Origin of the sequence: Stenotrophomonas sp. BR163, from assembly GCF_047520985.2 — a bacterium.
In the GTDB taxonomy this organism is placed as follows: domain Bacteria; phylum Pseudomonadota; class Gammaproteobacteria; order Xanthomonadales; family Xanthomonadaceae; genus Stenotrophomonas; species Stenotrophomonas sepilia.
In genome coordinates this window covers 1-20,232 of record NZ_JAXBRE020000020.1, presented here as the reverse complement: position 1 = coordinate 20,232, position 20,232 = coordinate 1, and the positions used below count along the sequence as shown (strand labels likewise).

Here is a 20,232-nt window from a genome sequence, read left to right as displayed (position 1 = left end):
AGCCGTCCAGAGCGACGCCGGCCCCCGGGCCGGCGTACAGGAAAAGGGGACGGAGGGGATTAAGTCGTCTATGGCAGGCCATGCGCCTATGCCGAAAACGACTTAATCCCCTCCGTCCCCTTTTTCGCACGGTCAACACATTGCCGGTCATAGGCTGGTCCGGTTCCAAAGGAGGTTGTCACCGCAGCACATTCGGGGGGATCCGGGATGGGTAGGAGTGGCACGGACCAACAGAGCCGGCGGGTGCCGATGACCCGGGGGCTGGGACTGCGATTTGCGTTGTTGACCGGCATGGCGATCGGACTGGTCGCACTGTCGGCGTTGATCCAGGAACTGCAGGCGGCCTCCACCGCCTGGATCGCCGGCCAGGGATACTGGTCGCGCGGTCAGCAGGATGCGACCGCCGCGCTCAGTCGCTACCTGGCGCGCGGTGATGCCCAAGACCTGGACGATGCACGCCAGGCCCTGCAGGTGCCGTTGGGCGATCTGCAGGCGCGCTTGGCGCTGGAACAGGCGGAGCCTGACGAAGAGAAGGCCCGGCAGGGCTTCCTGCAGGGGGGCAACGCGCACGCCGACATTCCGCGCCTGGTGTTTTCGTTCCGCTACGCGCGCGATATCGGTGCCTTCCGCGAAGCGACCGCGTTATGGCGGCAGACCGACGGGGACCTGATGGCGCTGCAGCGCCTGGTCGATGAGTTGCAGCGGCGGCACGAGGGTGGCCCCTTACTGACAGCCACGCGTGACCAGTACCTGCAGCAACTGCGTGATCTCGACCGCCGGATGAAGGTGCAGAGCCAGGCGTTCTCGCAGGCGCTGCTGCGGATGGCGACGCTGGTGAGGCTGGCGACGTTGATGGTCGCGGGCCTGTCGGTGCTGGCGATCAGCCTGATGGCGGTGGCCCTGGCGCGCCGCGTCGGCAAGGACCTGACCGAACACGAGAGCCGCTTCCGCGCAGCGTTCTACCAGGCCAACGTCGGCATGCTCAAGCTCGATACCGAAGGCAAGGTGATCGAGGCCAACCAGGCGATGGCCGACATCCTCGATCATCGCCGCGACGTGCTGCTGCAGCTGTCGCTGGCTGACCTGCTGATGGACGGCGAGCTGGTCATTGACGGGGTGGGGCGCATCGATTGGGACCGCCAGCTGCGGCCGAGCGAACTGCGCTTCCGCCGTCGTGATGGCAGCCTGGTCTGGGGCCGCTGGAGCGGCACCGGTGTGCGCAGCGCCGGCGGTGGCCTGTCGGTGTTCGCGATCATCGAAGACGTCAGCCAGAACCATGCACTGGCGCGCGAGATCGAGCACCACGCCAGCCATGACCCGCTGACCGGCCTGATCAACCGGCGCGAGATCGAGCGCCTGCTGGAACGCGCACTGCTGCAGGTGCGCAGCGAAGGTGGTACGCACGCGCTGTGCTACATCAACCTGGACCATTTCAAGCTGGTCAATGACAGCTTCGGCCATGCCGCCGGCGACCAGATGCTGCGCAGCTTCGCCGATTACCTGGTGGCGGCGGTGCGCGATGGTGACTGGGTGGGCCGGCTGGGTGCGGACGAGTTCGCGGTGTTCCTCGCCCATGCCGGGCAGGACGAGGCCAAGCGCGTGCTGCAGCGCGTGATCCGCAATCTGGGGCAGGCGACGTTCCCGGTGAGCGAGGGCAGCCCGCAGTTGAGCTGCAGCATCGGCGTGGTCGAGGTCAGCGCCGATGCACCGGATGTGAACTGGTTGATGAGCGCCGCCGACAGTGCCTGCTATGCGGCCAAGCAGGCCGGGCGCAACCGCGTGCACTGCTTCAACGAGAACCGCATGGCGCTGGAGGAACGGCGCCGGGAAGCCGAGCGCCTGCAGGGCGTCAGCCTGGCCATGGCCGAGAACCGCATGGTGCTGTATGCGCAGCGCATCGCCCGCGTGGGCGATCCCACCTACCTGCACTACGAGGTGCTGGTACGCATGCGCGGCAACGATGGCAGCCTGCACCTGCCGGGCCAGTTCATGCCGGCGGTGGAGCGCTATGGCATGGCCGTGGCGCTGGACCGGCACGTGCTCGGCCTGCTGTTCCGGCACCTGCAGGTGTGCCCGGCGCATGTGCGGCAGCTGGGACTGTGCAACGTCAACGTGTCGGCGCAGTCGATCGCCGAACCCGGCTTCCTCGCCTTCGTCTGCGACCTGCTGGAGCGCAATCGCGCGCTGGCCTCCAAGCTGTGCTTCGAGATCACCGAGACCGCCGCAATCAGCAACCTCAGCCAGGCGCGCGCGTTCATCGATGCGGTGAAGGCGCGCGGCTGCCGGATGGCGCTGGACGATTTCGGCTCCGGGCTGTCCTCGTTCGGCTACCTGCGCCAGCTGCCGGCCGACATCCTGAAGATCGACGGGGCCTTCGTGCGCGACATGGATACCGATCCAGTCAGCCACGCCACCGTGCGCGCGATCAGTGAACTGGGGCGCGAGCTGCAGATGGAGGTGGTGGCCGAATGGGTAGAGACCGCCGAAGTCGCCGCCGCGCTGACCCGGCTTGGGGTGCAGGGCCTGCAGGGCTATGCGGTCGAGCGACCGCAGCCACTGGAACGGATGACCCTGGCCGACCTGCGGCCGGTACGCCTGGTGGCCGTGAAAGGTCCTCCCGCCGCAGGCTGAATGCTCTGCGGCGACTTTGGTCTACACATGCGTTGCAGCTGCGGCTGCGATAATGCCCGCCAGGGGCGACGCGCAGTGGGCGCGGGCGTAAGCAGGAACAGGACGTGGCGTGGGCGGCAGGCAGTGGCAGTACGGAACAGGGGCGGTTTTGGTCGTGCTGCTGGTGTGGTTGGCGACGTCGTGGCCACTGTGGGCCGCAGCCGCCGAAGCCGGCCGCGATTACCTGCTGGTCGGCGCAGCCACCGATGAACCCACTCCACATCGCGCATGCACGCCGGGCATGCTGGCCGGTCACCGGCAGCAGGTGCAGGTGCCTGCGCCGCCGGGCGGCTGGTCGGGGCAACCGCAGGCCCTGGACGTGTTCAATGTGTTCGCTGGCGAAGTCCGCGTGCAGTATGGCGATCGCGAGATCTGCGGCAACATGCACGATGCCCGTACCCGAGACTCACGCTTCCGCGCAGGCATCGGGCTGGTGGCGGTGCCGTCAGCGGGCAGTCACGATCCATTCCTGGTGTCGTGGCAGACGCCGTTGAAGGCGCGTTGGGTACCCACCCTTCGGCTGGGCGCGCCCAGTCCCGTGCAGCAGAACGATACCGCCCGCCTGCTGGTGCGCGCGGCCTGCATCGCCGTGGCGATCGCACTGGCGTTGTCGGCACTGATGGCCTTCCTCACCACCCGCGACCGCAGTTTCCTGGTCTACATCGCCGGTACCACCGTGCTGGTGCTTTGGCAGGCCATCCTCGGTGGCCTCAGCGGCTATCCGGAACCCTGGTTGCCGGTGGGCGAGCGCGGTGCCTGGTGGCTGCTGGTGTTGACTGCGGCCACGCAGGCCCTGGTGTTGCCGGCGCTGTGGCGGCTGAATGGCGGTGATCGCCTGTTGCCGCGTTCGCGTCCGTTCCAGCTGCTGGCGCTTTGGGGATTGCTGGTGTTGGCTGCACTGGTGCCCTGGCTGCCATGGGACAGCCTGGCCTGGGTGGCGCAGGGCCTGCAGGTGTCCTATCTGCTGGGCTGTGGCCTGGCGTTGATGGCCGGGGTGTGGGCACGGCTGCGCGGTGACCGCTGGGCGCAGGCGGGGCTGGCGGCGCTGGCGCCGATGCTGGTGTTGATCCTGGCCGACGCCTGCCGCGCGGCGTGGTTGCTGGAATACCGCGTGGAGGCCCTGCAGCTGGCGGTGACCTGGCTGCTGATGATGGCCGCCTACGCACTGAACCAGCGGCTGGGTCGCCTGCGCCAGCAGCGCGATGAACTGCGCCAGCTGGCCGAGACTGATGGCCTGACCGGCCTGCCCAACCGCCGTGCCGGCCTGCAGCAGCTGGCCCGCCACTTGGAGCGGGTTGACCGCGAGCGTGGCCCGCTGGTGATCGGCTTCCTCGATATCGATCTGTTCAAGGACATCAATGACCGCCATGGCCACGCCGTGGGTGACCTGGTGCTGGTGGCGGTGGCGCGTGCATTGCGTGCCGCGGTACGCAGCCAGGACCAGGTAGTGCGGATGGGCGGCGAAGAGTTCCTGCTGCTGATGCCGGGCATGCCGCGGGAGGCGGCGTCGGCGCGCCTGGATCGCCTGCGCCGGCACATCACGGAGGCGGCCCGGGCGCTGCAGGTGCCCGGCCTGGAGGTCACCGCCAGCATCGGCCTGGCGCAGTGGCGGCCGGGCGAGGACGATCTCGCCGCGCTGCTGCGCCGGGCCGACCATGCCATGTACGTGGCCAAGCGTGCCGGCCGCAACCGGGTGTTCGACGGCGAAGAACTCGATCCACCCGGCCTGGCATGAAGCGCGGCGGGCGGCGATGCCGGATAATAGAGCGATGACCACCCGACTCAACAAACACATCGCCGACACCGGCTTCTGCTCCCGCCGCGAGGCCGATCGCCTGATCGCCGCCCGCCGGGTTACCGTCAACGGCCATCCGGCCGGCACCGGCGCGGTGGTGGGCGAGGAAGACCAGGTGCTGGTGGACGGCCAGCCGCTGCGCGCGCGCGTGGCCCGCAAGCCCGGCGCCCGTCGCCACGTCTACATCGCGCTGAACAAGCCGGTCGGCGTCACCTGCACCACCGAGACGTCGGTCAAGGGCAACATCGTCGACTTCGTCGGCCATGAACAGCGCATCTTCCCGATCGGCCGCCTCGACAAGGACTCCGAAGGCCTGATCCTGATGACCAGCAACGGCGACATCGTCAACCAGATCCTGCGTGCCGAGAATGGCCACCAGAAGGAGTATCTGGTGGCGGTCAACAAGCCGGTCACCGATGAGTTCCTGCGCGGCATGGCGCGTGGTGTGCGCATCCACGACCAGATGACGCTGCCATGCAAGACTTCGCGCATCGCCAAGTTCGGTTTCCGCATCACCCTGCAGCAGGGCCTGAACCGGCAGATCCGCCTGATGGCCGCCGAGTTCGGCTATCGCGTGACCCAGCTGCGCCGCGTGCGCATCGACAACATCAAGATTGGCGCGCTGAAGCCGGGCCAGTGGCGCAACCTGACCGAGCAGGAGCTGCAGGGCCTGCTGCCGAAGCAGCTGGACTGGTAGTGCCCGCCGCTGGCCGGCTGCAATGGGCGCGCGAGGTATCCGGGATGCCGGCCAACGGCCGGCACGGCCCGCCATGCGGATTGCTCACCGGCATCCGCTAGACTTCGCGGTGACCTGCCGGAACGTGACGTTGCATGATCAAGCCCGACAAGCCCGCCAACGAAGCCCTTCGGCTCGAGGCGCTGTACCGCTACCGCATCCTCGATTCGGAGCGTGAAAAATCCTTCGACGACCTGGTGGTTATCGCCAAGGCGGTCTGCGGCACCTCGATGGCGGCGGTGACCCTGATCGATGTCGAACGGCAATGGTTCAAGTCGATCCAGGGCATCGATGCGGCGGAAAACCTGCGCAGCGAATCGATGTGTGGCCATGCAATCCTGCAGCCGCAGCAGATCATGGTGGTCGAGGATGCGCTGCAGGATGTGCGCTTCCACGACAATCCGGTGGTGGTCGGCGATCCGCACATCCGCTTCTATGCCGGCGCGCCGCTGATCAGCTCCGACGGCTTGCCGCTGGGTACGCTGTGCGTGTTCGACGCACAGCCGCAACACCTGGCCAGCGACAAGGCCGAGGCGCTGGCCGCACTGTCGCGGCAGGTGATGCTGGTGATGGAGTTGCGCCGTTTCGCGCTCGACATCCAGAACCACATGCTGGAACGCGATGATTATGAGCGCCTGCTGTCGGAGTACCACGACGTGCTGCTGGCGCAGAACGCCGACCTGGCCGAGCAGAGCCGCACTGATGCGCTGACCGGCCTGCCGAACCGCCGCGCGATGGCAGCGGCGCTGGACGAGGCCGTGGCGATGACCGGGGAGCAGCCCGCTGAGGCCTGCGTCGCGCTGCTGGACATTGATCATTTCAAGCACATCAACGACTTCCAGGGCCACGCCACCGGCGACCGCGTGCTGGCTGAACTGGGCGCGCTGCTGCGGTCGCACTTTGCCGGCCGTGGCATGGCGGCGCGCTATGGCGGCGAGGAGTTCGTGGCAGTGATGCCCGCAACCGACCTGCGCACCGCCGAACTTCTGTGCGAGTTCCTGCGCCTGGCCGTGGCCGACCTGCCACTGGGCTTCCCGGTCACGATCAGTATCGGCATCGCCCAGCACCAGCCCGGTGAAAGCGTGGACGACACGCTGGCACGTGCCGACAAGGCGCTGTACCGGGCCAAGGGCAATGGCCGCAACCGGGTGGAAGTGGCGGGCTGAAGCGCCCCGCCCGGTAGATCCACGCCATGCGTGGATGCTCTTCCCGATTCACATCGCGTCGCAGCGCCTGCGATCAAGAGCGGGCAGCATGACGCCCTGTTTTCCCGGACGCCGACCATGTTGCAGACCCTGGCCATCGCCCACTATCGCTCGCTGCACGGGCTGGTATTGCCGCTGCAGCAGTTGAATGTGGTGACCGGTGACAATGGCAGTGGCAAGTCCAGCCTGTACCGCGCGCTGCGCCTGCTGGCCGAGACCGCGCAGGGTGGCGTCGCGGCGGTGCTGGCCCGCGAAGGTGGGCTGGGTTCGGCGCTGTGGGCGGGCCCGGAAAAAGTAGACCGTCGGGTTGCTGCCGGCGAAATCCCCTTGCAGGGCGGCCCACGCCAGGAATCGGTGGGATTGAAGCTCGGCTTCACCACCGACGAATTCGGCTACGCCATCGATCTCGGCTACCCGCCGCCCAGCCGTTCGGCGTTTGCGCTGGACCCGCAGATCAAGGCCGAGGCGATCTGGGCGGGGCCGTTCCTGCGCAGCGCCAACCAGCTGGTCGATCGTCGCGGGGCGATGGTGCGGCAGCGCCATGCGCGCGGTTGGGATCTGGTGGATGACCGGTTGTCGCTGTTCGACAGCCTGTTCACCCAGGTCGGCGATCCGCAGCGCATGCCCGAAACAATTACCCTGCGTGAGTACATCCGTTGCTGGCGCTTCTATGACCATTTCCGCAGCGATGGCGATGCCCCGGCGCGGCAACCGGCGATGGCCACGCGCACGCCGGTGCTGCATCACGATGGCCGGGACCTGGCGGCGGCCTGGGTGACCATCCTCGAGATCGGCGACCCGGTTGCGTTGGCACGCAGCGTCGATGACGCGTTCCCGGGCGCCACGGTCGATTTCGAGGCGCTGGATGGACGCTTGGCGCTGCGCTTCCACCAACCTGGGTTGCTGCGGCCATTGTCGATGGCCGAGCTCTCCGACGGCACGCTGCGCTTCCTGCTGCTGGCGGCGGCGCTGCACACACCACGCCCACCGCCGCTGATGGTGCTCAACGAACCGGAGACCAGCCTGCACCCGGACCTGCTGCCGGCGCTGGCGCGGCTCATCATCGCAGCCAGTGCGCGCAGCCAGGTATGGGTGGTGTCGCACGCCAGCCGGCTGATCGCGGCGCTGGAACAGGCGCCAGGGTGCCATTCGCTGCATCTGTACAAGGAACAGGGCCGCACGCTGTTGAGCGGGCAGGGCCTGCTGGATGCGCCGGCCTGGCATTGGCCGCAGCGTTGATGCGGCCATCCACGCCATGCGTGGATGCACTCAATCGGCGATGTTGCGCGCTTCGGCCGTGCCGAGGATTTCCGGATGCTGCACCGGCTTGCGGCGGTTCAGCAGTGGATGCAGGAACACCGCGCCGACGATGATCGCCACGCCCAGGTAGAACCACGGGGTGACTTCGTGCTGCTCGCGCAGCAGCACCACCGCCAGTACCACCGCATAGACCGGCTCCAGGTTGGTCACCAGCTGCACCGTGTAGGCACTCAGGTGGCGCAGCGCGACCAAGGCCAGGGCGAACGGCAGCAGCGTGCAGAATCCGGCCAGCACCAGCAGCAGGATCCCGTCGTGCAGATTCGGGACCACCCACAGCGGGCTGGCCAGCGCCGGCAGCAGATAGGGCATCAGCGGCGCCAGCAGGGTCAGTGTGAGGGTGCCGGCACCCAGCTCCAGCGCGGTGACCGTGAGCGGATCGGCATGGCTGACCATGCGCTTGTTGAGCGAACCGAACACCGCCACCAGCAGCGCCGAGATCGCGCCGATCAACACACCCAGGCGCATGCCATCGGGCACGCCACCGACCACCAGCGCAACACCCGGCAGCACCGCCAGGCCAAACGCCAGCTCACGCAGCTGGAACGGCCGCTTGGCCACCCACGGCTCGATGATCGAGGTGAACACCGGTGCCAGTGCGATGCAGGTGGCAGCCACCGAGGCATTGGCCAGCTTCACCGCGCCGTAGAACGTCAGCCAGTGCAGGGCGACCAGCGCGCCGATACCGGCGTAGCCGGCGACCAGCCGCGGGGGCAGGGTGCGCAACCCGCGCCAGACCCGCGGCAGCAGGGCCAGCATCGCCGTCACCAGCAGCATGCGCCACCACACCAGCGGCAGTGCGGGCAGGGTGATCAGCTTGCCGAGGATGGCGGTGACGCCCCACAGCAGGACACAGAAATGGATCTGCCACAGCGCTTTGCGGGTGTCGGGTGTGCTCATCGGCCTATTGTGAGGCAATCGTACGGTCGCCGGCGACGCCTGTGGCATGCTCGCGGAAACTCCTCAGGGGAAACCTGCAATGGCTGCCAACCGCTCCGCCCTGCGTGCATGGGCAGCACTGACTGCACTGGTGGCCGCCACCGCGTTGCTGCTGCAATACCTGTTGCTGCTACGCGGCCCCGGGGCGGCTGCCGGGGTCGGCATGGCGACACTGCGCTTCGTTGGCTACTTCACGATTCTCAGCAACCTGGCGGTGTGCCTGGGATGCGTCAGGCTGATCCGTGCGGGTGTGCTGGACACGACTGTCGCCGCGGTGATCGCGTTGTGCATCGGGGTGACCGCGTGCATCTACATGCTGGCGTTGCAGGGGCTGTGGCAGCCCACCGGGCTGCAATGGTGGGTCGATGCCGGCCTGCACTACGCTGTGCCGGCGCTGTACCTGCTCGGGTGGTGGTGGCTGCTGCCGCATGGGGCGCTGCGCTGGCGCGCGCTGGGCGGTGTGCTGCTGGTACCGCTGGCCTACCTTGGCTGGGCGATGCTGGTCGCTGCAATGACCGGACAGGCGCCGTATCCATTCCTCGAACTGCAACGCCTGGGGCTGGCGGCCTTCCTGCTCAACGTGCTGCGCGTTGCGGGCGTGTTCGTGGTGGGCTGGACCCTGCTGTGGGGGCTGGACCGCTGGCGCCGTCGATGAGGCGCTGCAGGGCCATCGCTGCGGCCGGGTTGCGGGCCTTGCCGGCACCGATGCACAGCAGGTAGACCTCGCGCGGGGTTTCCGGGGCGGGCCCGGCCAGGCAGGGCAGGTCGTCCACCGGCTCGCCGCGTGACCAGCGTCGTGCGCGTTCAGCCCAGCGCTGCTGCACGGACGCAGGCAGGCCCTCGTTCAAGCGGGCCTGGCTGCGCTTGATCCGCGCGTAGACGAAGCCCGCACTGACATCGCCATGCAATGGCGCCTCGTCGCTGTCCTCGATCACCAGCGCCACGCCGTGGCGGCGCGCGGCGGCGACCAGAGCCGGTCCATGTGCCTCGGCGTTGCGCACTTCCAGAGCGTGCTGCAACGGCGCGCCCTCGAGCTGCTTCGGCAGCTGCGCCATCAGCGCTTCCAATGCATCGGCGTCGGCCGGATGGTGCGGATCGAACTGCCACAGCAGCGGGCCGAGCCGGTCACCGAGCGCAAGTGCCGCCTGCAGGAATGGCGTGGCCGCTTCCACGGTGCTGGCCAGGTCGCGGCGCTGCACCAGGTAGCGTGGCGCCTTCATCGAGAAACGGAAGCCTTCCGGCGTCTGCGCGGCCCACTGCGCGCACTGGGCCGCAGTCGGTGTGCGGTAGAAGGTGCCGTTGATCTCGATGCAGCGCAGGGCGCGGCTGGCATGGGCCAGTTCCTCGCGCTGCGGCAGTCCCACCGGATAGAACATGCCGCCGCGCCACTCGGGAAACACCCAGCCGCCAATACCGCAGCGGATCGCCATCTGGCCGGCGGCGGCAGCGTTCACTGGCTGTGGTCCTCGCGCCAGGGGTCGTAGTTGCCGAACCACCACAGGTAGCCTTCAGGATCGGCACAGGCATAGCCGCGGCCGCCGTAGTCCTGGTCGGCAATGTCGATGACGATGCGTGCCCCAGCCGCCTTGGCCCGCGCATAGTGCGCATCGACATCGGTGACGATCACGCAGGCGCTCTGGGTCTGGCGGCCGCCGACTTCTCCGGGCAGGACCGCGTGTTCACTCCACGCGCTCTGGTTGTTGGCCGAGCCGAGCATGATCATGCCGTTGCCGAAGGTGAGCTGGGCATGGAAAACCGTATCGCCATCGGCATACACGGCCTGGGCATGGAAGCCGAAGGCCCGCTGCAGCCAGTCGATGGCGGCCAGCGCGTCGCGGTAGCGCAGGCACGGAATGATGGTGGAGCCGTTGCTTGGTTGGCCATTCGCGCCCATGACACCCCTCCTATGGCACGGGGCAGGGTGCATCGGCGACCGTTACCATCCTGCGAAACCCCGGTGACGGCCTGCACATGGCCGCTACCCCTGTTCGGAGATGGTGCTGGATGAAAACCTGGATCGGAGGAGCCGTGCTGCTGGCGTGCACGACCATGGCCAATGCGGCGACCCCGCAGCAGCTGCAGGACCTGGATGCGACCGTCGAGCGCGTGCGCACGCAGTTCGACGTGCCCGGCATCGCCGTGGCCGTGGTCAAGGATGGCCAGGTGGTGCTGGAACGTGGCTGGGGCGTGCGCGAGCAGGGCAAGCCGGAACCGGTGCAGGCCGACACCCTGTTTGCCATCGCTTCCAACACCAAGGCGTTCACCGCCACCTCGCTGAACCTGCTGGCCGAGGACGGCAAGCTGAAGATGGATGACAAGGTGATCGACCACCTGCCGTCGTTCCGCATGTCCGATCCGTTCGTGACCGGGCAGATGACGATCCGCGACCTGCTGTCGCATCGCAGCGGGCTGAGCCTGGGCGCCGGTGACCTGCTGTTCTGGCCGGCCACCTCCTACAGCAACGCCGAAGTGGTGGAGCGACTGGGCAGGGTGCCGCTGAAGGGCGGCTTCCGCGAAAGCTATGCCTACGACAACATCCTGTACGCGGTGGCCCAACAGGTGATCGAGCGCGTGTCCGGCATGAGCTACCAGCAGTTCCTGCAGACGCGCATCTTCGACAAGGTGGGGATGGCCGGCACGCGCTACAACGCCGACCACCTGAAGCCAGGTGACAAGGCGGCGGTCGGCCACGCCAAGTACGATTTCAAGGACCTGCGCACCGTTGCACCGCTGACCTGGTCGAACAATGCCGGCGCCGGTGGCATCTATTCCAGCGCGCACGACATGGCGCGCTGGATGCAGGTGCAGCTGGCCGAAGGCAAGCTGGCTGACGGCACGCCGTTGTTCAGCGAGAAGAGCCAGCAGCAGATGTGGCGGATGATTACCCCGCAGTCGATCCCGGCGCCGAGCGTGCCGGAGCTGGCACCGGCGCGGGCCAACTTCGCCGGCTATGGCGAAGGCTGGAGCCTGAGCGACTACCGTGGTCAGAAGCTGGTCTGGCATACCGGTGGCTGGCCGGGCATGGTCTCGCGGTTGACCCTGGTGCCAGGCGAGAAGCTGGGCGTGGTGGTGCTGACCAACCAGGAAGTGGGCGCGGCGTTCAATGCGATCACCCTGAGCGTGCTTGACGCTTACCTGGGCGGAGAAAAGCACGATTGGGTGGACGCCTATGCCAAGGCCGTGGCCAAGGGTCAGGACAAGGCCGACGAGGCCTGGGCCAAGCACCAGAGCGCACGCGACAAGGGCAGCAGGCCATCGCTGGCGCTGGCCGGCTACACCGGCAGCTTCCGCGACCTTTGGTATGGCGACATGCAGATCAGCGCCGAAGGCAAGGGCCTGCGCCTGCGCTTTGCGAAGACCGCGCAGCTGAGCGGGCGCCTGGAGCACTGGCAGCACGACACCTTCATCGTGCGCTGGGACGACCGTTCGCTCAACGCCGATGCGTTCGTGAACTTCAGCCTGGACCCGGATGGCAAAGTGCGTGAGGTGCGCATGCAGCCGATTTCCGACCTGACCGATTTCAGTTTCGATTTTCAGGACCTGCTGTTCACCCCGGTCAAAGAATGAGGGTAGCGCCGGCCGCTGGCCGGCAACCTCATGATCCCTGGAAACGTCGCGAGGTTGCCGGCCAGCGGCCGGCACTACCGGTGCCACGGCATCGTCGGCCGGCGTACACATCCGGCGTGGGATACTCCGCCGGCTATTGATGGCGAGGGAATGCGATGTTCCGTTGGTTTGAATCCCTGATCCCGGTTTTCCCGCCCGTGGATGGGCGCATGCCACCGCGCAAGGTGCTGCCGTTCTACCTGCACTACCTGCGCCCGGTCTGGCCGGTGCTGCTGGCGACCCTGATTGCCGGCCTGCTGCTGGCGCTGGTGGAAGTGGCCATGTTCGACTACCTGGGCCGCATCGTCGACATGGTCGCCGAGCAGCCCGGTGCCGATTTCTTCAAGCGCCATGCCAATGAACTGGGCTGGATGCTGTTCATCACGGTCATCGCGCGGCCGATCCTGGTGGGCCTGCACAACCTGCTGGTCAACCAGGCGATCGTGCCTGGCCTGAGCAACCGCTCGCGCTGGCTGATGCACAACTACGTGGTTCGGCAGAGCCTGAGCTTCTTCCAGAACGACTTCGCCGGCAGCGTCGCCAACCGGGTCATGCAGACCGGTACCTCGCTGCGCGAGTCGGCGGTACAGATGGTCGATTCGCTCTGGTACATCGTGGTCTATACCGGCACGGCGCTGTACCTGTTCGCGCAGGCCGACTGGCGTTTGATGGTGCCGCTGATCCTGTGGCTGCTGGTCTACGTGGTGATCATGGTCTACTTCGTGCCGCGCGCGAAGGAACGGGCCTGGATTGCGTCCGAAGCGCGCTCCAAGGCGATGGGCCGCATCGTCGATGGCTACACCAACATTCCCACGCTGAAACTGTTCGCCCATGGCGGGCGCGAACAGGCCTACGTGGCCGAGTCGATCCAGGAACTGGCGGTCAAGCACCGCGCGCAGACCCGGGTAACCACCGGCATGGACCTGACCATCGCCATCGTCAACGGTTTCCTGATTGCCGGCACCTGTGGGCTCGCGCTGTGGCTGTGGAATGGCGGCCATATCACCGTGGGCGCGATCACGCTGGCGACCGGCCTGGTGATCCGCATCCACAACATGTCCGGCTGGATCATGTGGACCATCAACGGCATCTTCGAGGACATCGGCACGGTGCAGGATGGCATCACCACCATCGCCCAGCCGCTGACCGTGCAGGACCGCGGGGACGCGGTGCCGCTGCAGGTGACCCGTGGTGGCGTGCAGTTCCAGGACATCCACTTCCATTACGGCAAGAAGGGCGGCGTGATCGCCGGCCTCGACCTGGTGGTGAAGCCGGGCGAGAAGATCGGCCTGGTCGGTCCTTCCGGTGCGGGCAAGTCGACCCTGGTGAACGTGCTGCTGCGCCTGTACGACCTGGAAAGCGGCCGCATCCTGATCGACGGCCAGGACATTGCGTACGTAACCCAGGAAAGCCTGCGCCAGCAGATCGGCGTGGTCACCCAGGACACCTCGCTGCTGCATCGCTCGATCCGCGACAACCTGCTGTACGGTCGTCCCGACGCGACCGATGCGCAGCTGCGCGCGGCCGTGGCCAAGGCACGCGCCGAAGCCTTCATCGATACGCTGGTGGACGGGCAGGGGCGTCGTGGCTACGACGCGCATGTCGGCGAGCGCGGCGTGAAGCTGTCCGGTGGCCAGCGCCAGCGCATCGCCATTGCCCGCGTACTGCTGAAGGATGCGCCGATCCTGGTGCTGGATGAAGCGACCTCGGCGCTGGACTCGGAAGTGGAAGCGGCGATCCAGGACAGCCTGGATGAGCTGATGGGCGGCAAGACGGTAATCGCGATCGCGCACCGGCTGTCGACCATCGCGCGCATGGACCGGCTGGTGGTGATGGACCAGGGCTGCATCGTCGAGACCGGCAGCCATGCCGAACTGATTGCGGCCGGTGGCCTGTACGCGCGGCTGTGGGCGCGACAGACCGGTGGTTTCGTGGCCGCGGAGCAGTGATTGCTTCAAGGCTTTTTGAACGGGGCACGGAGGCGGAGCCCAGGCAATTGCTTCGACGCATCGAGATCTGATGCGGACGTAAAGCGCCACGCTGTGGTGCAATCCGCGCGTTGCTTTCGCACAACTGACGCTAGATGTTCGGCTCGTCTTTCGTCCTCAATTCAGCGGGAGGGAGTGGAAATGAGAATCACGGATTTCCTGGTGATGGACGGTGAGGGTGACCAGATCCCTGCTGATCCGCATGGCAACCATGTGGCTTTCAACTGTTTCGAGTGCGGATACCCGGTCGTGGCTGGCTCATTGGAAAACGAGCGGGGCAGCGATGAAGATTGCCCTGCAGCCTGTCGTGGTTGTGGTGCCGAGTACTTTATGGATCTGCGGCTGGGCTCAAAGAAAATGTACATCCATCTGCTCTGATCCGGCAGCAGCCCAAGCAGGGGCGAACAAAGAAAGCGGCCCGGGTTTCCCCGGGCCGCTCCGCTTCGTCTCACACCGTCCCGATCACTCGATCGGCTGGTCCAGCATCAGCTGGCGGGCGAAACGCACCGGCGGCGCGCCGTAGGACAGCACCTGGTCGTGGTACGCCTTCAGGTTGAACTTGTCGCCCAGCTTCTCCTGCACTGCCTTGCGGGTGTCGAAGTGTTCCTGCGCACCGACGAAGTAGGTCGGCAGCTGTGCCGACGTCAGCTGCGCGCGCACCCACTTGCCGGCCGCTTCGCTTTCCTGCTGGAACGCGTCGTGGGTCATCAGGTGCATCGCCTTTTCGCGATCCCAGTTGTCCACGTGCACGCCCTGGTCGAGGATCGCGTTGGAGATCGTGCGCAGGTAGAACTTCAGCTGCACCAGGTGGAACAGCGGATCGTTGTTGAGATAACCCTGCTCCTGCATCATGCGCTCGGTGTAGACCGCCCAGCCTTCGGCGAACAGGCCCGAACGCAGCACCGCACGTAGGGTCGAGGGGAACTTGGCCGAGTGCCAGCCTTCCAGGTAGTGGCCCGGGGTGCCTTCATGGATGCTGAGCAGGTGGATCATGCGCGAGTTGTACTCACGCAGGAACGAGTCGACCTGCTTCTCGTTCCAGTCGTCCGGAATCGGCGACACGGCGTAGAAGGTCTTCAGGTTCTTGTCCAGCGGGCCCGGCGAATCGCAGTAGGCCACGGCCACGCCACGCTGGAATTCCGGCATCAGGATGATGTCCACCGGCGCATCGGGCAGCGTCATCAGATCGTGCTCGCGCACGAACGCAGTGGACTGCTCCAGCGCGGCCTTGGCATCGTCAACCACCTTGTCGCGTGCCGGCTTGTCGGCGTAGGCCAGTTCCAGCGCGGCCTCGATCGCCTTCTGCTGCTGCTCGTCGGTCGGCTGGGCCGGCATCTCCGGTGCACCCGGCTTGTCCTTCAGCACCGTCTGCGCGATGCCGTACATGTCCTCGCGCACGCGCTTGAGTTCGGCGCGCGCACGCTCACCGATCTCCTGGCGCGACAGCGAGGAGCTCAGCGCGAATTTCAGCTTCTGGTCGTACTTCTCCGCACCGATGCGGAAGTCGCCCTTGGCGTTCGGCACCAGGGTCTTGTCCAGCCAGGTCTGCTGCTCGTCCACGGCCTTCTTCAGGCCGTCGATGGCCGCTTGCAGGCGCTGCTGGTCGGCCTGCGGCAGTTCGCCGATATGCGGGGTGATGAAGGTATCGACGATGCTGAGGATGCCCTTGTTCTGCTTGGCAACGGTCTCGGCATGGATCTTCGGCACGCGGGCCGGATCCAGGTTCTCGCGCGCCTGGGCGAAGATCGCCGGCAGCTTTTCCATGCGCGCGGTGGCCGCCTTCAGGCGCTCCGGCAGCGGTGCGAACTCGCGCGCCATCAGGCCGTAGATCGCGCTGCCGGCGATGCCGTTGTACAGCTGCGGGTCCCACTTGCCGGACTGCAGCACTTCAGCGTTCCAGATTTCCGACTGCAGCTGGTTGCGCAGGATCGCCGCGTCCACCTGGTTCTCGCGGCCCAGCTTGGCCACTTCGATCTTGTCCAGCTCGCCCAGCAGCGCCTTGTAGGCGGCCACGGTCTTCTGCTGGCCGGCGGCGCTCAGGTCGTCCAGCTCGCTGTCGTAGCGGTGGTCACCGATCTGGGTGGCGCTGACCGGCGACAGCTGCATCCAGGTGTCCAGGGCGCGCTTGGACAGATCGGCGAAGGCGGCATCGACCGCCGCGTCACCGGCCTGCTGGCTGGCGGCCGGGGTGGAAGCGGTGGTCGGGGCGTCGGCCGGCTGGCAACCGGCCAGGGCGGCGACCAGGGCGAGGGCAAGAAGATGCGGGCGCATCGGCATTCCTGTACGGGGTCAAACCCTGAGCATAGGGCCCCGTTGCTGCTTTGTCCCCGTGCCATAGGATTACCATGGGCGGATTCAAGGACCCTCCAAAGGAGCGCAGGACATGGAATACCAGGGAAGCTGCCATTGCGGCAGGATCGCATTCACCGTGCAGGCCGAGGCGCCGATCAGCGACGTCATCGACTGCAACTGTTCGATGTGCCGGCGTCGCGGCAGCCTGCTGTGGTTCGCTCCGCGTGCGGCGTTCAAGCTGGCCACCGATCCGGCTGACGTGGCCACCTACCACTTCAACAAGGCCCACATCGACCACCACCACTGCCGCGAATGCGGTATCGCTCCCTACAGCGAAGCGGTCGACCCTCGCACCGGCACACCGATGGTGGCGGTGAACGTGCGCTGCGTGCCGCAGGTGGATCTGGCGGGCCTTTCGGTGACCTCCTACGACGGAGCGGCACTGTGAGGCCGGTGCGAGCGTGGACGCGCAGGGCGGCGCTGCCGGTACTGCTGCTGGCGCTGGGCGCCTGCGCCAAGCAGGGCGACATGGTGGGGGATGCGGGCGCCACGGCCGCCGAGGCTGCCATCGCTTCGCCGGAAGGCGCATTCCTGGCCTACGAACATGACGTGCAGGTGCAGCTGGAGGCGGCGCAGATCGCACCGCGCATCCAGCAGATCGCTCAGGCCTGCCAGAGCGCGAAGTTCGGCGACTGTGCAGTGTTGCAGGTCGAGCAGCACGGCGGCGAGCAGCCCAGCGGTGAAGTGAAGGTGCGCATCGCCCCGAAGGGTACCGAGCCGCTGATCGCGATGGCTGGTGAAGGCGGCAAGCTGCAGTCGCGCAATACGCGCGCCGAGGATCTCGCGCAGGCGGTGGCCGACACGGCATTGACCAAGGCACGGCTTGAAAAGGAGCACGCCCGCCTGCTGTCCTACCAGGACCGCAAGGACCTGAAGATCGAAGACCTGATGGCGATCACCACGCGCCTGTCGGAGATCGAGGCGGGTGTCGAGCAGGCCAACAAGGACGCCGCGCAGCAGCGTCGGCGCATCGATACCCAGCTGGTGGCGATCCACTTCGACACCACCTCTGGCCAGCGCAGCCGCAGCGAGATCGGCGAGGCGCTGAGCGAGTCGGGCAGCATCCTCAGCACCAGCATCGCGTTCCTGATCCGCGCTGCTGCCGCACTGCTGCCGGTGGCGGTGCTGGCCTTGATCGCGGCCTGGGGTGTGCGGGCATGGTGGCGTCGCCGCCGCAAGCTACCGCCCAACCGCTGAGGTGAAGGCTGATGCCGACCGTCAGCCGGCATCAGCCCTCGTCGGTCTCGTACTCGACGAACACATCCAGCTCCAGCGCCAGTTCCTGCACCGCATCGCGCACCTTCTGCGCGGTGCTTTCATTGCCGACTTCCACTTCCAGCTCGTGGATGCCCGGGCCGATGTCATCGGACAGCCCGGCCGAACTGGAATCGTCGTCGTCCATGTGCGGCATCAGGTCGTCGGTTTCCTCGACATGTTCGATGCCGTCCAGGCCGAGCAGCAGGTCGCTGATGGCGCGGGCGTCGTCTTCGGTTCCGGTGATGCGCAGTCGCAGCATGGCCATGGCATAGGTACGTTGTGGGTTCGCCAGCAGCCTAGCCAGCGTGAGGCAAAGAACGGGTGAGGGCGCAGTCAGGCGTGCGTCGCCGGCCGCCCGAGCAGGCTGTCCGGCAATGCCGGGATCGGCGTGCGCTCGTCCTGCGCCTGTTCCAGCAACCAGTCGATGAACAGGCGCGCGGCCGGGCTCGGCGGTTGCCCTTCTGCGTGCACCACGTGGTAGGCATAGCGTGCCTTCAATGCCGGACCGGGCAGGCGCACCACCTCGTAGCGCTGCAGGTAGGGCTGGGCGATGTGGGTGCGCGCCAGCACCGCGCCCATGCCATACACCGCCGCACGCATCGCGTCGGTGCTGTCGGCGAACGTGTGCATCGGGGGCAGGGGCGACGGTGGGCGCACGCCGGCGTGGCGGAACCAGTCACGCCAGCCCTGCGGCGACAGGTCGGTCAGCAGCGGCAGGTCGGCGATGCGCGCCGGATCAACCAGTGCTTCGACCCCGGCCAGCGCCGGTGAGGCCACCGGGAACAGGAAGTCATCCATCAGGTGCTGTGCACGCAGGCCCGGCCATTGGCCCAGCCCGTAGCGGATGCCGACTTCCGGTCCGTTGTCGTCGTAGCGATCCAGCCCGCTGCCGGTGTGCAGCTCGATGCGGATGTGTGGATAGGCCTGGGTGAAGCGTGGCAGTCGCGGCAGCAGCCAGCAGTACGAGAGCGAGCGCAGCGTGGTGATCCGCAGCGGCACGCTGTCGGCATCCGGTTGCAGGTGATGGGCCACCGCCGCGACATCGGTGAAGGCGGCGCTGGCGGCGTCGGCCAGCTGCCGGCCCTCGGCGGTCAGGCGCACGCCGCGGGCGTGGCGCAGGAACAGGCGAACTTCAAGTACTTCTTCCAGGCGGCGCACGTGGTGACTGACCGCGCTGGCGGTCAGGTGCAGCTCCTGCGCGGCCTGGGCGAAATTCTGGTGGCGTGCGGCGACCGCGAACACGGCCAGTGCGGGGAGCAGGGAAGGACGGAGCAGCATGTCGAGCCTCAAACCATATTTGTGGCTGACAGCGATACTACGCGCTTGTGCGGCGGGCGTCTGCGCCTGATCCTGTCTGCCTTGGCGAGGAACAGACGATGGACGGAGGCAGGACATGAATGCGATCCCACAGGCGGCCGAGCGCGACTGGCGCACGCCGCTGGAATTGACCCTGCTGGGCGCGATCTGGGGCTGCTCGTTCCTGTTCATGCGGGTGGCGGTGCCGTCGTTCGGCCCATTCGCGCTGGTCGAGGTACGGCTGGTGCTGGGCGCGCTGGTGCTGCTGCCGTTCCTGTGGCGCGCTCGCGCGCAGTTCCCGCCGCGCCGCTGGCTGTGGTTGGCACCGATCGGCCTGATCAACTCAGCGCTGCCGTTCGTGCTGTTTGCCTACGCCGCCGAGCAGGCGCCGGCCGCGATCGGTGCGATCTGCAATGCGATGACGGTGCTGTTCGCTGCGCTGATCGCGTTCCTGTTCTTCGGCGAGAAGATCGGCATGCGTCGTGCCGGGGCGCTGCTGGTCGGCTTCGCCGGCGTGGTGGTGCTGGCCACGGCCAAGGTCTCCGGCCTGAGCATCGGCACCGCAGTGCTGGCCGGTGCGGCGGCATCGCTGCTGTACGGCCTGGGCGTGAACCTGGTGAAGCGGCACATGACCGGGCTGCCGTCGGCCGCCGCCGCGGCGGCAACGCTGTCGTGTGCCTCGCTGTGGATGCTGCCGATGGCGGTCAGCCATTGGCCGCAGGCGGCGATTCCGTTGAAGGCCTGGGGCGCTGCGATCGCGCTGGGCGTGGCCTGTACCGGCTTGGCGTTCCTGATGTTTTACCGCCTGATTGGCCGTATCGGCCCGTCGCGTGCGTCGACGGTGACCTACCTGATTCCGTTGTTCGGTGCGGCGTTTGCGTGGTTGTTCCTGGATGAGCCGGTGACGCTGCAGATGCTGATTGCCGGTGCGTTGATTCTGGGTAGCGTGGCGGTGAGTCAGAAGGGCTGAGACGTTTTTGCACGTGGCACGTGCTGAAGGTGCTTCACTGTTCATGGGCGTTTAATTTATTTTATGGCGGAAAGAAAAATAAACAAAAAAAAACCCCCCCC

At 67.0% G+C, this 20,232-nt stretch carries 18 protein-coding genes; 12 read left to right on the top strand and 6 right to left on the bottom strand.

Annotation, left to right across the window (positions count from 1 at the left end; translation table 11 throughout):
- The first annotated feature begins 207 nt into the window (after window positions 1-207).
- The 5 genes from ACM0PY_RS15580 (at window position 208) to ACM0PY_RS15560 (ending at window position 7,645) form a co-directional block, all read left to right on the top strand.
- Window positions 208-2,631, top strand: coding sequence for a putative bifunctional diguanylate cyclase/phosphodiesterase (locus ACM0PY_RS15580; protein ID WP_180884653.1), 2,424 nt, complete (start codon window positions 208-210; stop codon window positions 2,629-2,631).
- A 109-nt stretch (window positions 2,632-2,740) separates the two neighbouring features.
- Window positions 2,741-4,405, top strand: a complete 1,665-nt coding sequence (locus tag ACM0PY_RS15575; protein ID WP_180884651.1) for a diguanylate cyclase — start codon at window positions 2,741-2,743, stop codon at window positions 4,403-4,405.
- A gap of 34 nt (window positions 4,406-4,439) precedes the next feature.
- The gene (locus ACM0PY_RS15570; protein WP_019659152.1) at window positions 4,440-5,162 is read left to right on the top strand and encodes a pseudouridine synthase; all 723 of its coding nucleotides are present in this window, start codon (window positions 4,440-4,442) and stop codon (window positions 5,160-5,162) included.
- A gap of 134 nt (window positions 5,163-5,296) precedes the next feature.
- A complete protein-coding gene (locus tag ACM0PY_RS15565) occupies window positions 5,297-6,367 on the top strand; it encodes a sensor domain-containing diguanylate cyclase (protein ID WP_111201438.1) in 1,071 nt (356 codons plus the stop codon).
- A gap of 117 nt (window positions 6,368-6,484) precedes the next feature.
- Window positions 6,485-7,645 carry an AAA family ATPase gene (locus ACM0PY_RS15560; RefSeq protein ID WP_111201437.1) on the top strand — a complete coding sequence of 387 codons (1,161 nt, stop codon included), beginning with the start codon at window positions 6,485-6,487 and terminating at the stop codon, window positions 7,643-7,645.
- Between the two features lie 30 nt (window positions 7,646-7,675).
- On the opposite strand, the gene ACM0PY_RS15555 is transcribed toward ACM0PY_RS15560, so the two are convergent.
- Window positions 7,676-8,623 (bottom strand): DMT family transporter, encoded by a 948-nt coding sequence (locus ACM0PY_RS15555; RefSeq protein ID WP_111201436.1) that lies wholly within the window; start codon window positions 8,621-8,623, stop codon window positions 7,676-7,678.
- A gap of 79 nt (window positions 8,624-8,702) precedes the next feature.
- Here ACM0PY_RS15555 and ACM0PY_RS15550 point away from each other — a divergent pair, with 79 nt between their 5' ends.
- The gene (locus tag ACM0PY_RS15550) at window positions 8,703-9,317 is read left to right on the top strand and encodes a Pr6Pr family membrane protein (protein ID WP_111201435.1); all 615 of its coding nucleotides are present in this window, start codon (window positions 8,703-8,705) and stop codon (window positions 9,315-9,317) included.
- Here the strand turns inward: ACM0PY_RS15550 and ACM0PY_RS15545 are convergent.
- Both ACM0PY_RS15545 and ACM0PY_RS15540 read right to left on the bottom strand, forming a co-directional pair.
- Window positions 9,238-10,092, bottom strand: coding sequence for a DUF72 domain-containing protein (locus ACM0PY_RS15545; RefSeq protein ID WP_111201465.1), 855 nt, complete (start codon window positions 10,090-10,092; stop codon window positions 9,238-9,240). The two genes, ACM0PY_RS15550 and ACM0PY_RS15545, sit on opposite strands and share 80 nt — an antisense overlap.
- Before the next feature lie 20 nt (window positions 10,093-10,112).
- Window positions 10,113-10,556 carry a VOC family protein gene (locus ACM0PY_RS15540; protein ID WP_111201434.1) on the bottom strand — a complete coding sequence of 148 codons (444 nt, stop codon included), beginning with the start codon at window positions 10,554-10,556 and terminating at the stop codon, window positions 10,113-10,115.
- 110 nt (window positions 10,557-10,666) lie between these two features.
- Between ACM0PY_RS15540 and ACM0PY_RS15535 the strand changes: the two genes are divergently transcribed.
- The 3 genes from ACM0PY_RS15535 to ACM0PY_RS15525 all read left to right on the top strand — a co-directional run bounded on the left by ACM0PY_RS15535 (window position 10,667) and on the right by ACM0PY_RS15525 (window position 14,634).
- Entirely contained in the window at window positions 10,667-12,229 is a 1,563-nt protein-coding gene (locus tag ACM0PY_RS15535) for a serine hydrolase (RefSeq protein WP_414609404.1), read from the top strand.
- 155 nt (window positions 12,230-12,384) lie between these two features.
- Window positions 12,385-14,217, top strand: a complete 1,833-nt coding sequence (gene smrA / locus ACM0PY_RS15530; RefSeq protein WP_180884649.1) for a multidrug efflux ABC transporter SmrA — start codon at window positions 12,385-12,387, stop codon at window positions 14,215-14,217.
- A gap of 180 nt (window positions 14,218-14,397) precedes the next feature.
- The gene (locus ACM0PY_RS15525; RefSeq protein WP_111201431.1) at window positions 14,398-14,634 is read left to right on the top strand and encodes a hypothetical protein; all 237 of its coding nucleotides are present in this window, start codon (window positions 14,398-14,400) and stop codon (window positions 14,632-14,634) included.
- Window positions 14,635-14,718: 84 nt separating this feature from the next.
- Here the strand turns inward: ACM0PY_RS15525 and ACM0PY_RS15520 are convergent, their stop codons facing one another.
- On the bottom strand, window positions 14,719-16,527 hold the full coding sequence (locus tag ACM0PY_RS15520; protein ID WP_134968627.1) for a DUF885 domain-containing protein: 1,809 nt from the start codon (window positions 16,525-16,527) through the stop codon (window positions 14,719-14,721).
- Between the two features lie 112 nt (window positions 16,528-16,639).
- On the opposite strand from ACM0PY_RS15520, the gene ACM0PY_RS15515 reads away from it, so the two are divergent.
- On the top strand, window positions 16,640-16,996 hold the full coding sequence (locus ACM0PY_RS15515) for a GFA family protein (protein ID WP_111201429.1): 357 nt from the start codon (window positions 16,640-16,642) through the stop codon (window positions 16,994-16,996).
- Window positions 16,993-17,805, top strand: coding sequence for a DUF4349 domain-containing protein (locus ACM0PY_RS15510; RefSeq protein ID WP_134972706.1), 813 nt, complete (start codon window positions 16,993-16,995; stop codon window positions 17,803-17,805). Before ACM0PY_RS15515 ends, ACM0PY_RS15510 begins: the two co-directional genes overlap by 4 nt.
- Before the next feature lie 31 nt (window positions 17,806-17,836).
- Here ACM0PY_RS15510 and ACM0PY_RS15505 read toward each other — a convergent pair whose 3' ends face one another.
- The gene (locus ACM0PY_RS15505) at window positions 17,837-18,130 is read right to left on the bottom strand and encodes a hypothetical protein (RefSeq protein ID WP_005415831.1); all 294 of its coding nucleotides are present in this window, start codon (window positions 18,128-18,130) and stop codon (window positions 17,837-17,839) included.
- Between the two features lie 68 nt (window positions 18,131-18,198).
- Window positions 18,199-19,143, bottom strand: a complete 945-nt coding sequence (locus ACM0PY_RS15500; RefSeq protein ID WP_180884647.1) for a LysR substrate-binding domain-containing protein — start codon at window positions 19,141-19,143, stop codon at window positions 18,199-18,201.
- Between the two features lie 115 nt (window positions 19,144-19,258).
- On the opposite strand from ACM0PY_RS15500, the gene ACM0PY_RS15495 reads away from it, so the two are divergent.
- A complete protein-coding gene (locus ACM0PY_RS15495) occupies window positions 19,259-20,131 on the top strand; it encodes a DMT family transporter (RefSeq protein ID WP_065177444.1) in 873 nt (290 codons plus the stop codon).
- Window positions 20,132-20,232 lie beyond the last annotated feature (101 nt).

What these genes read in the sequence shown, in the direction of transcription:
- ACM0PY_RS15550 (WP_111201435.1), top strand. Translation starts at nt 8,703, where the DNA reads ATGGCTGCCAACCGCTCCGCCCTGCGTGCATGGGCAGCACTGACTGCA.
- ACM0PY_RS15560 (WP_111201437.1), top strand. Translation starts at nt 6,485, where the DNA reads ATGTTGCAGACCCTGGCCATCGCCCACTATCGCTCGCTGCACGGGCTG.
- ACM0PY_RS15495 (WP_065177444.1), top strand. Translation starts at nt 19,259, where the DNA reads ATGAATGCGATCCCACAGGCGGCCGAGCGCGACTGGCGCACGCCGCTG.
- ACM0PY_RS15500 (WP_180884647.1), bottom strand. Translation starts at nt 19,143, where the DNA reads ATGCTGCTCCGTCCTTCCCTGCTCCCCGCACTGGCCGTGTTCGCGGTC.
- ACM0PY_RS15520 (WP_134968627.1), bottom strand. Translation starts at nt 16,527, where the DNA reads ATGCGCCCGCATCTTCTTGCCCTCGCCCTGGTCGCCGCCCTGGCCGGT.
- ACM0PY_RS15580 (WP_180884653.1), top strand. Translation starts at nt 208, where the DNA reads ATGGGTAGGAGTGGCACGGACCAACAGAGCCGGCGGGTGCCGATGACC.
- ACM0PY_RS15555 (WP_111201436.1), bottom strand. Translation starts at nt 8,623, where the DNA reads ATGAGCACACCCGACACCCGCAAAGCGCTGTGGCAGATCCATTTCTGT.
- ACM0PY_RS15525 (WP_111201431.1), top strand. Translation starts at nt 14,398, where the DNA reads ATGAGAATCACGGATTTCCTGGTGATGGACGGTGAGGGTGACCAGATC.
- ACM0PY_RS15565 (WP_111201438.1), top strand. Translation starts at nt 5,297, where the DNA reads ATGATCAAGCCCGACAAGCCCGCCAACGAAGCCCTTCGGCTCGAGGCG.
- ACM0PY_RS15505 (WP_005415831.1), bottom strand. Translation starts at nt 18,130, where the DNA reads ATGGCCATGCTGCGACTGCGCATCACCGGAACCGAAGACGACGCCCGC.
- ACM0PY_RS15515 (WP_111201429.1), top strand. Translation starts at nt 16,640, where the DNA reads ATGGAATACCAGGGAAGCTGCCATTGCGGCAGGATCGCATTCACCGTG.
- ACM0PY_RS15545 (WP_111201465.1), bottom strand. Translation starts at nt 10,092, where the DNA reads ATGGCGATCCGCTGCGGTATTGGCGGCTGGGTGTTTCCCGAGTGGCGC.
- ACM0PY_RS15535 (WP_414609404.1), top strand. Translation starts at nt 10,667, where the DNA reads ATGAAAACCTGGATCGGAGGAGCCGTGCTGCTGGCGTGCACGACCATG.
- ACM0PY_RS15540 (WP_111201434.1), bottom strand. Translation starts at nt 10,556, where the DNA reads ATGGGCGCGAATGGCCAACCAAGCAACGGCTCCACCATCATTCCGTGC.
- smrA (WP_180884649.1), top strand. Translation starts at nt 12,385, where the DNA reads ATGTTCCGTTGGTTTGAATCCCTGATCCCGGTTTTCCCGCCCGTGGAT.
- ACM0PY_RS15570 (WP_019659152.1), top strand. Translation starts at nt 4,440, where the DNA reads ATGACCACCCGACTCAACAAACACATCGCCGACACCGGCTTCTGCTCC.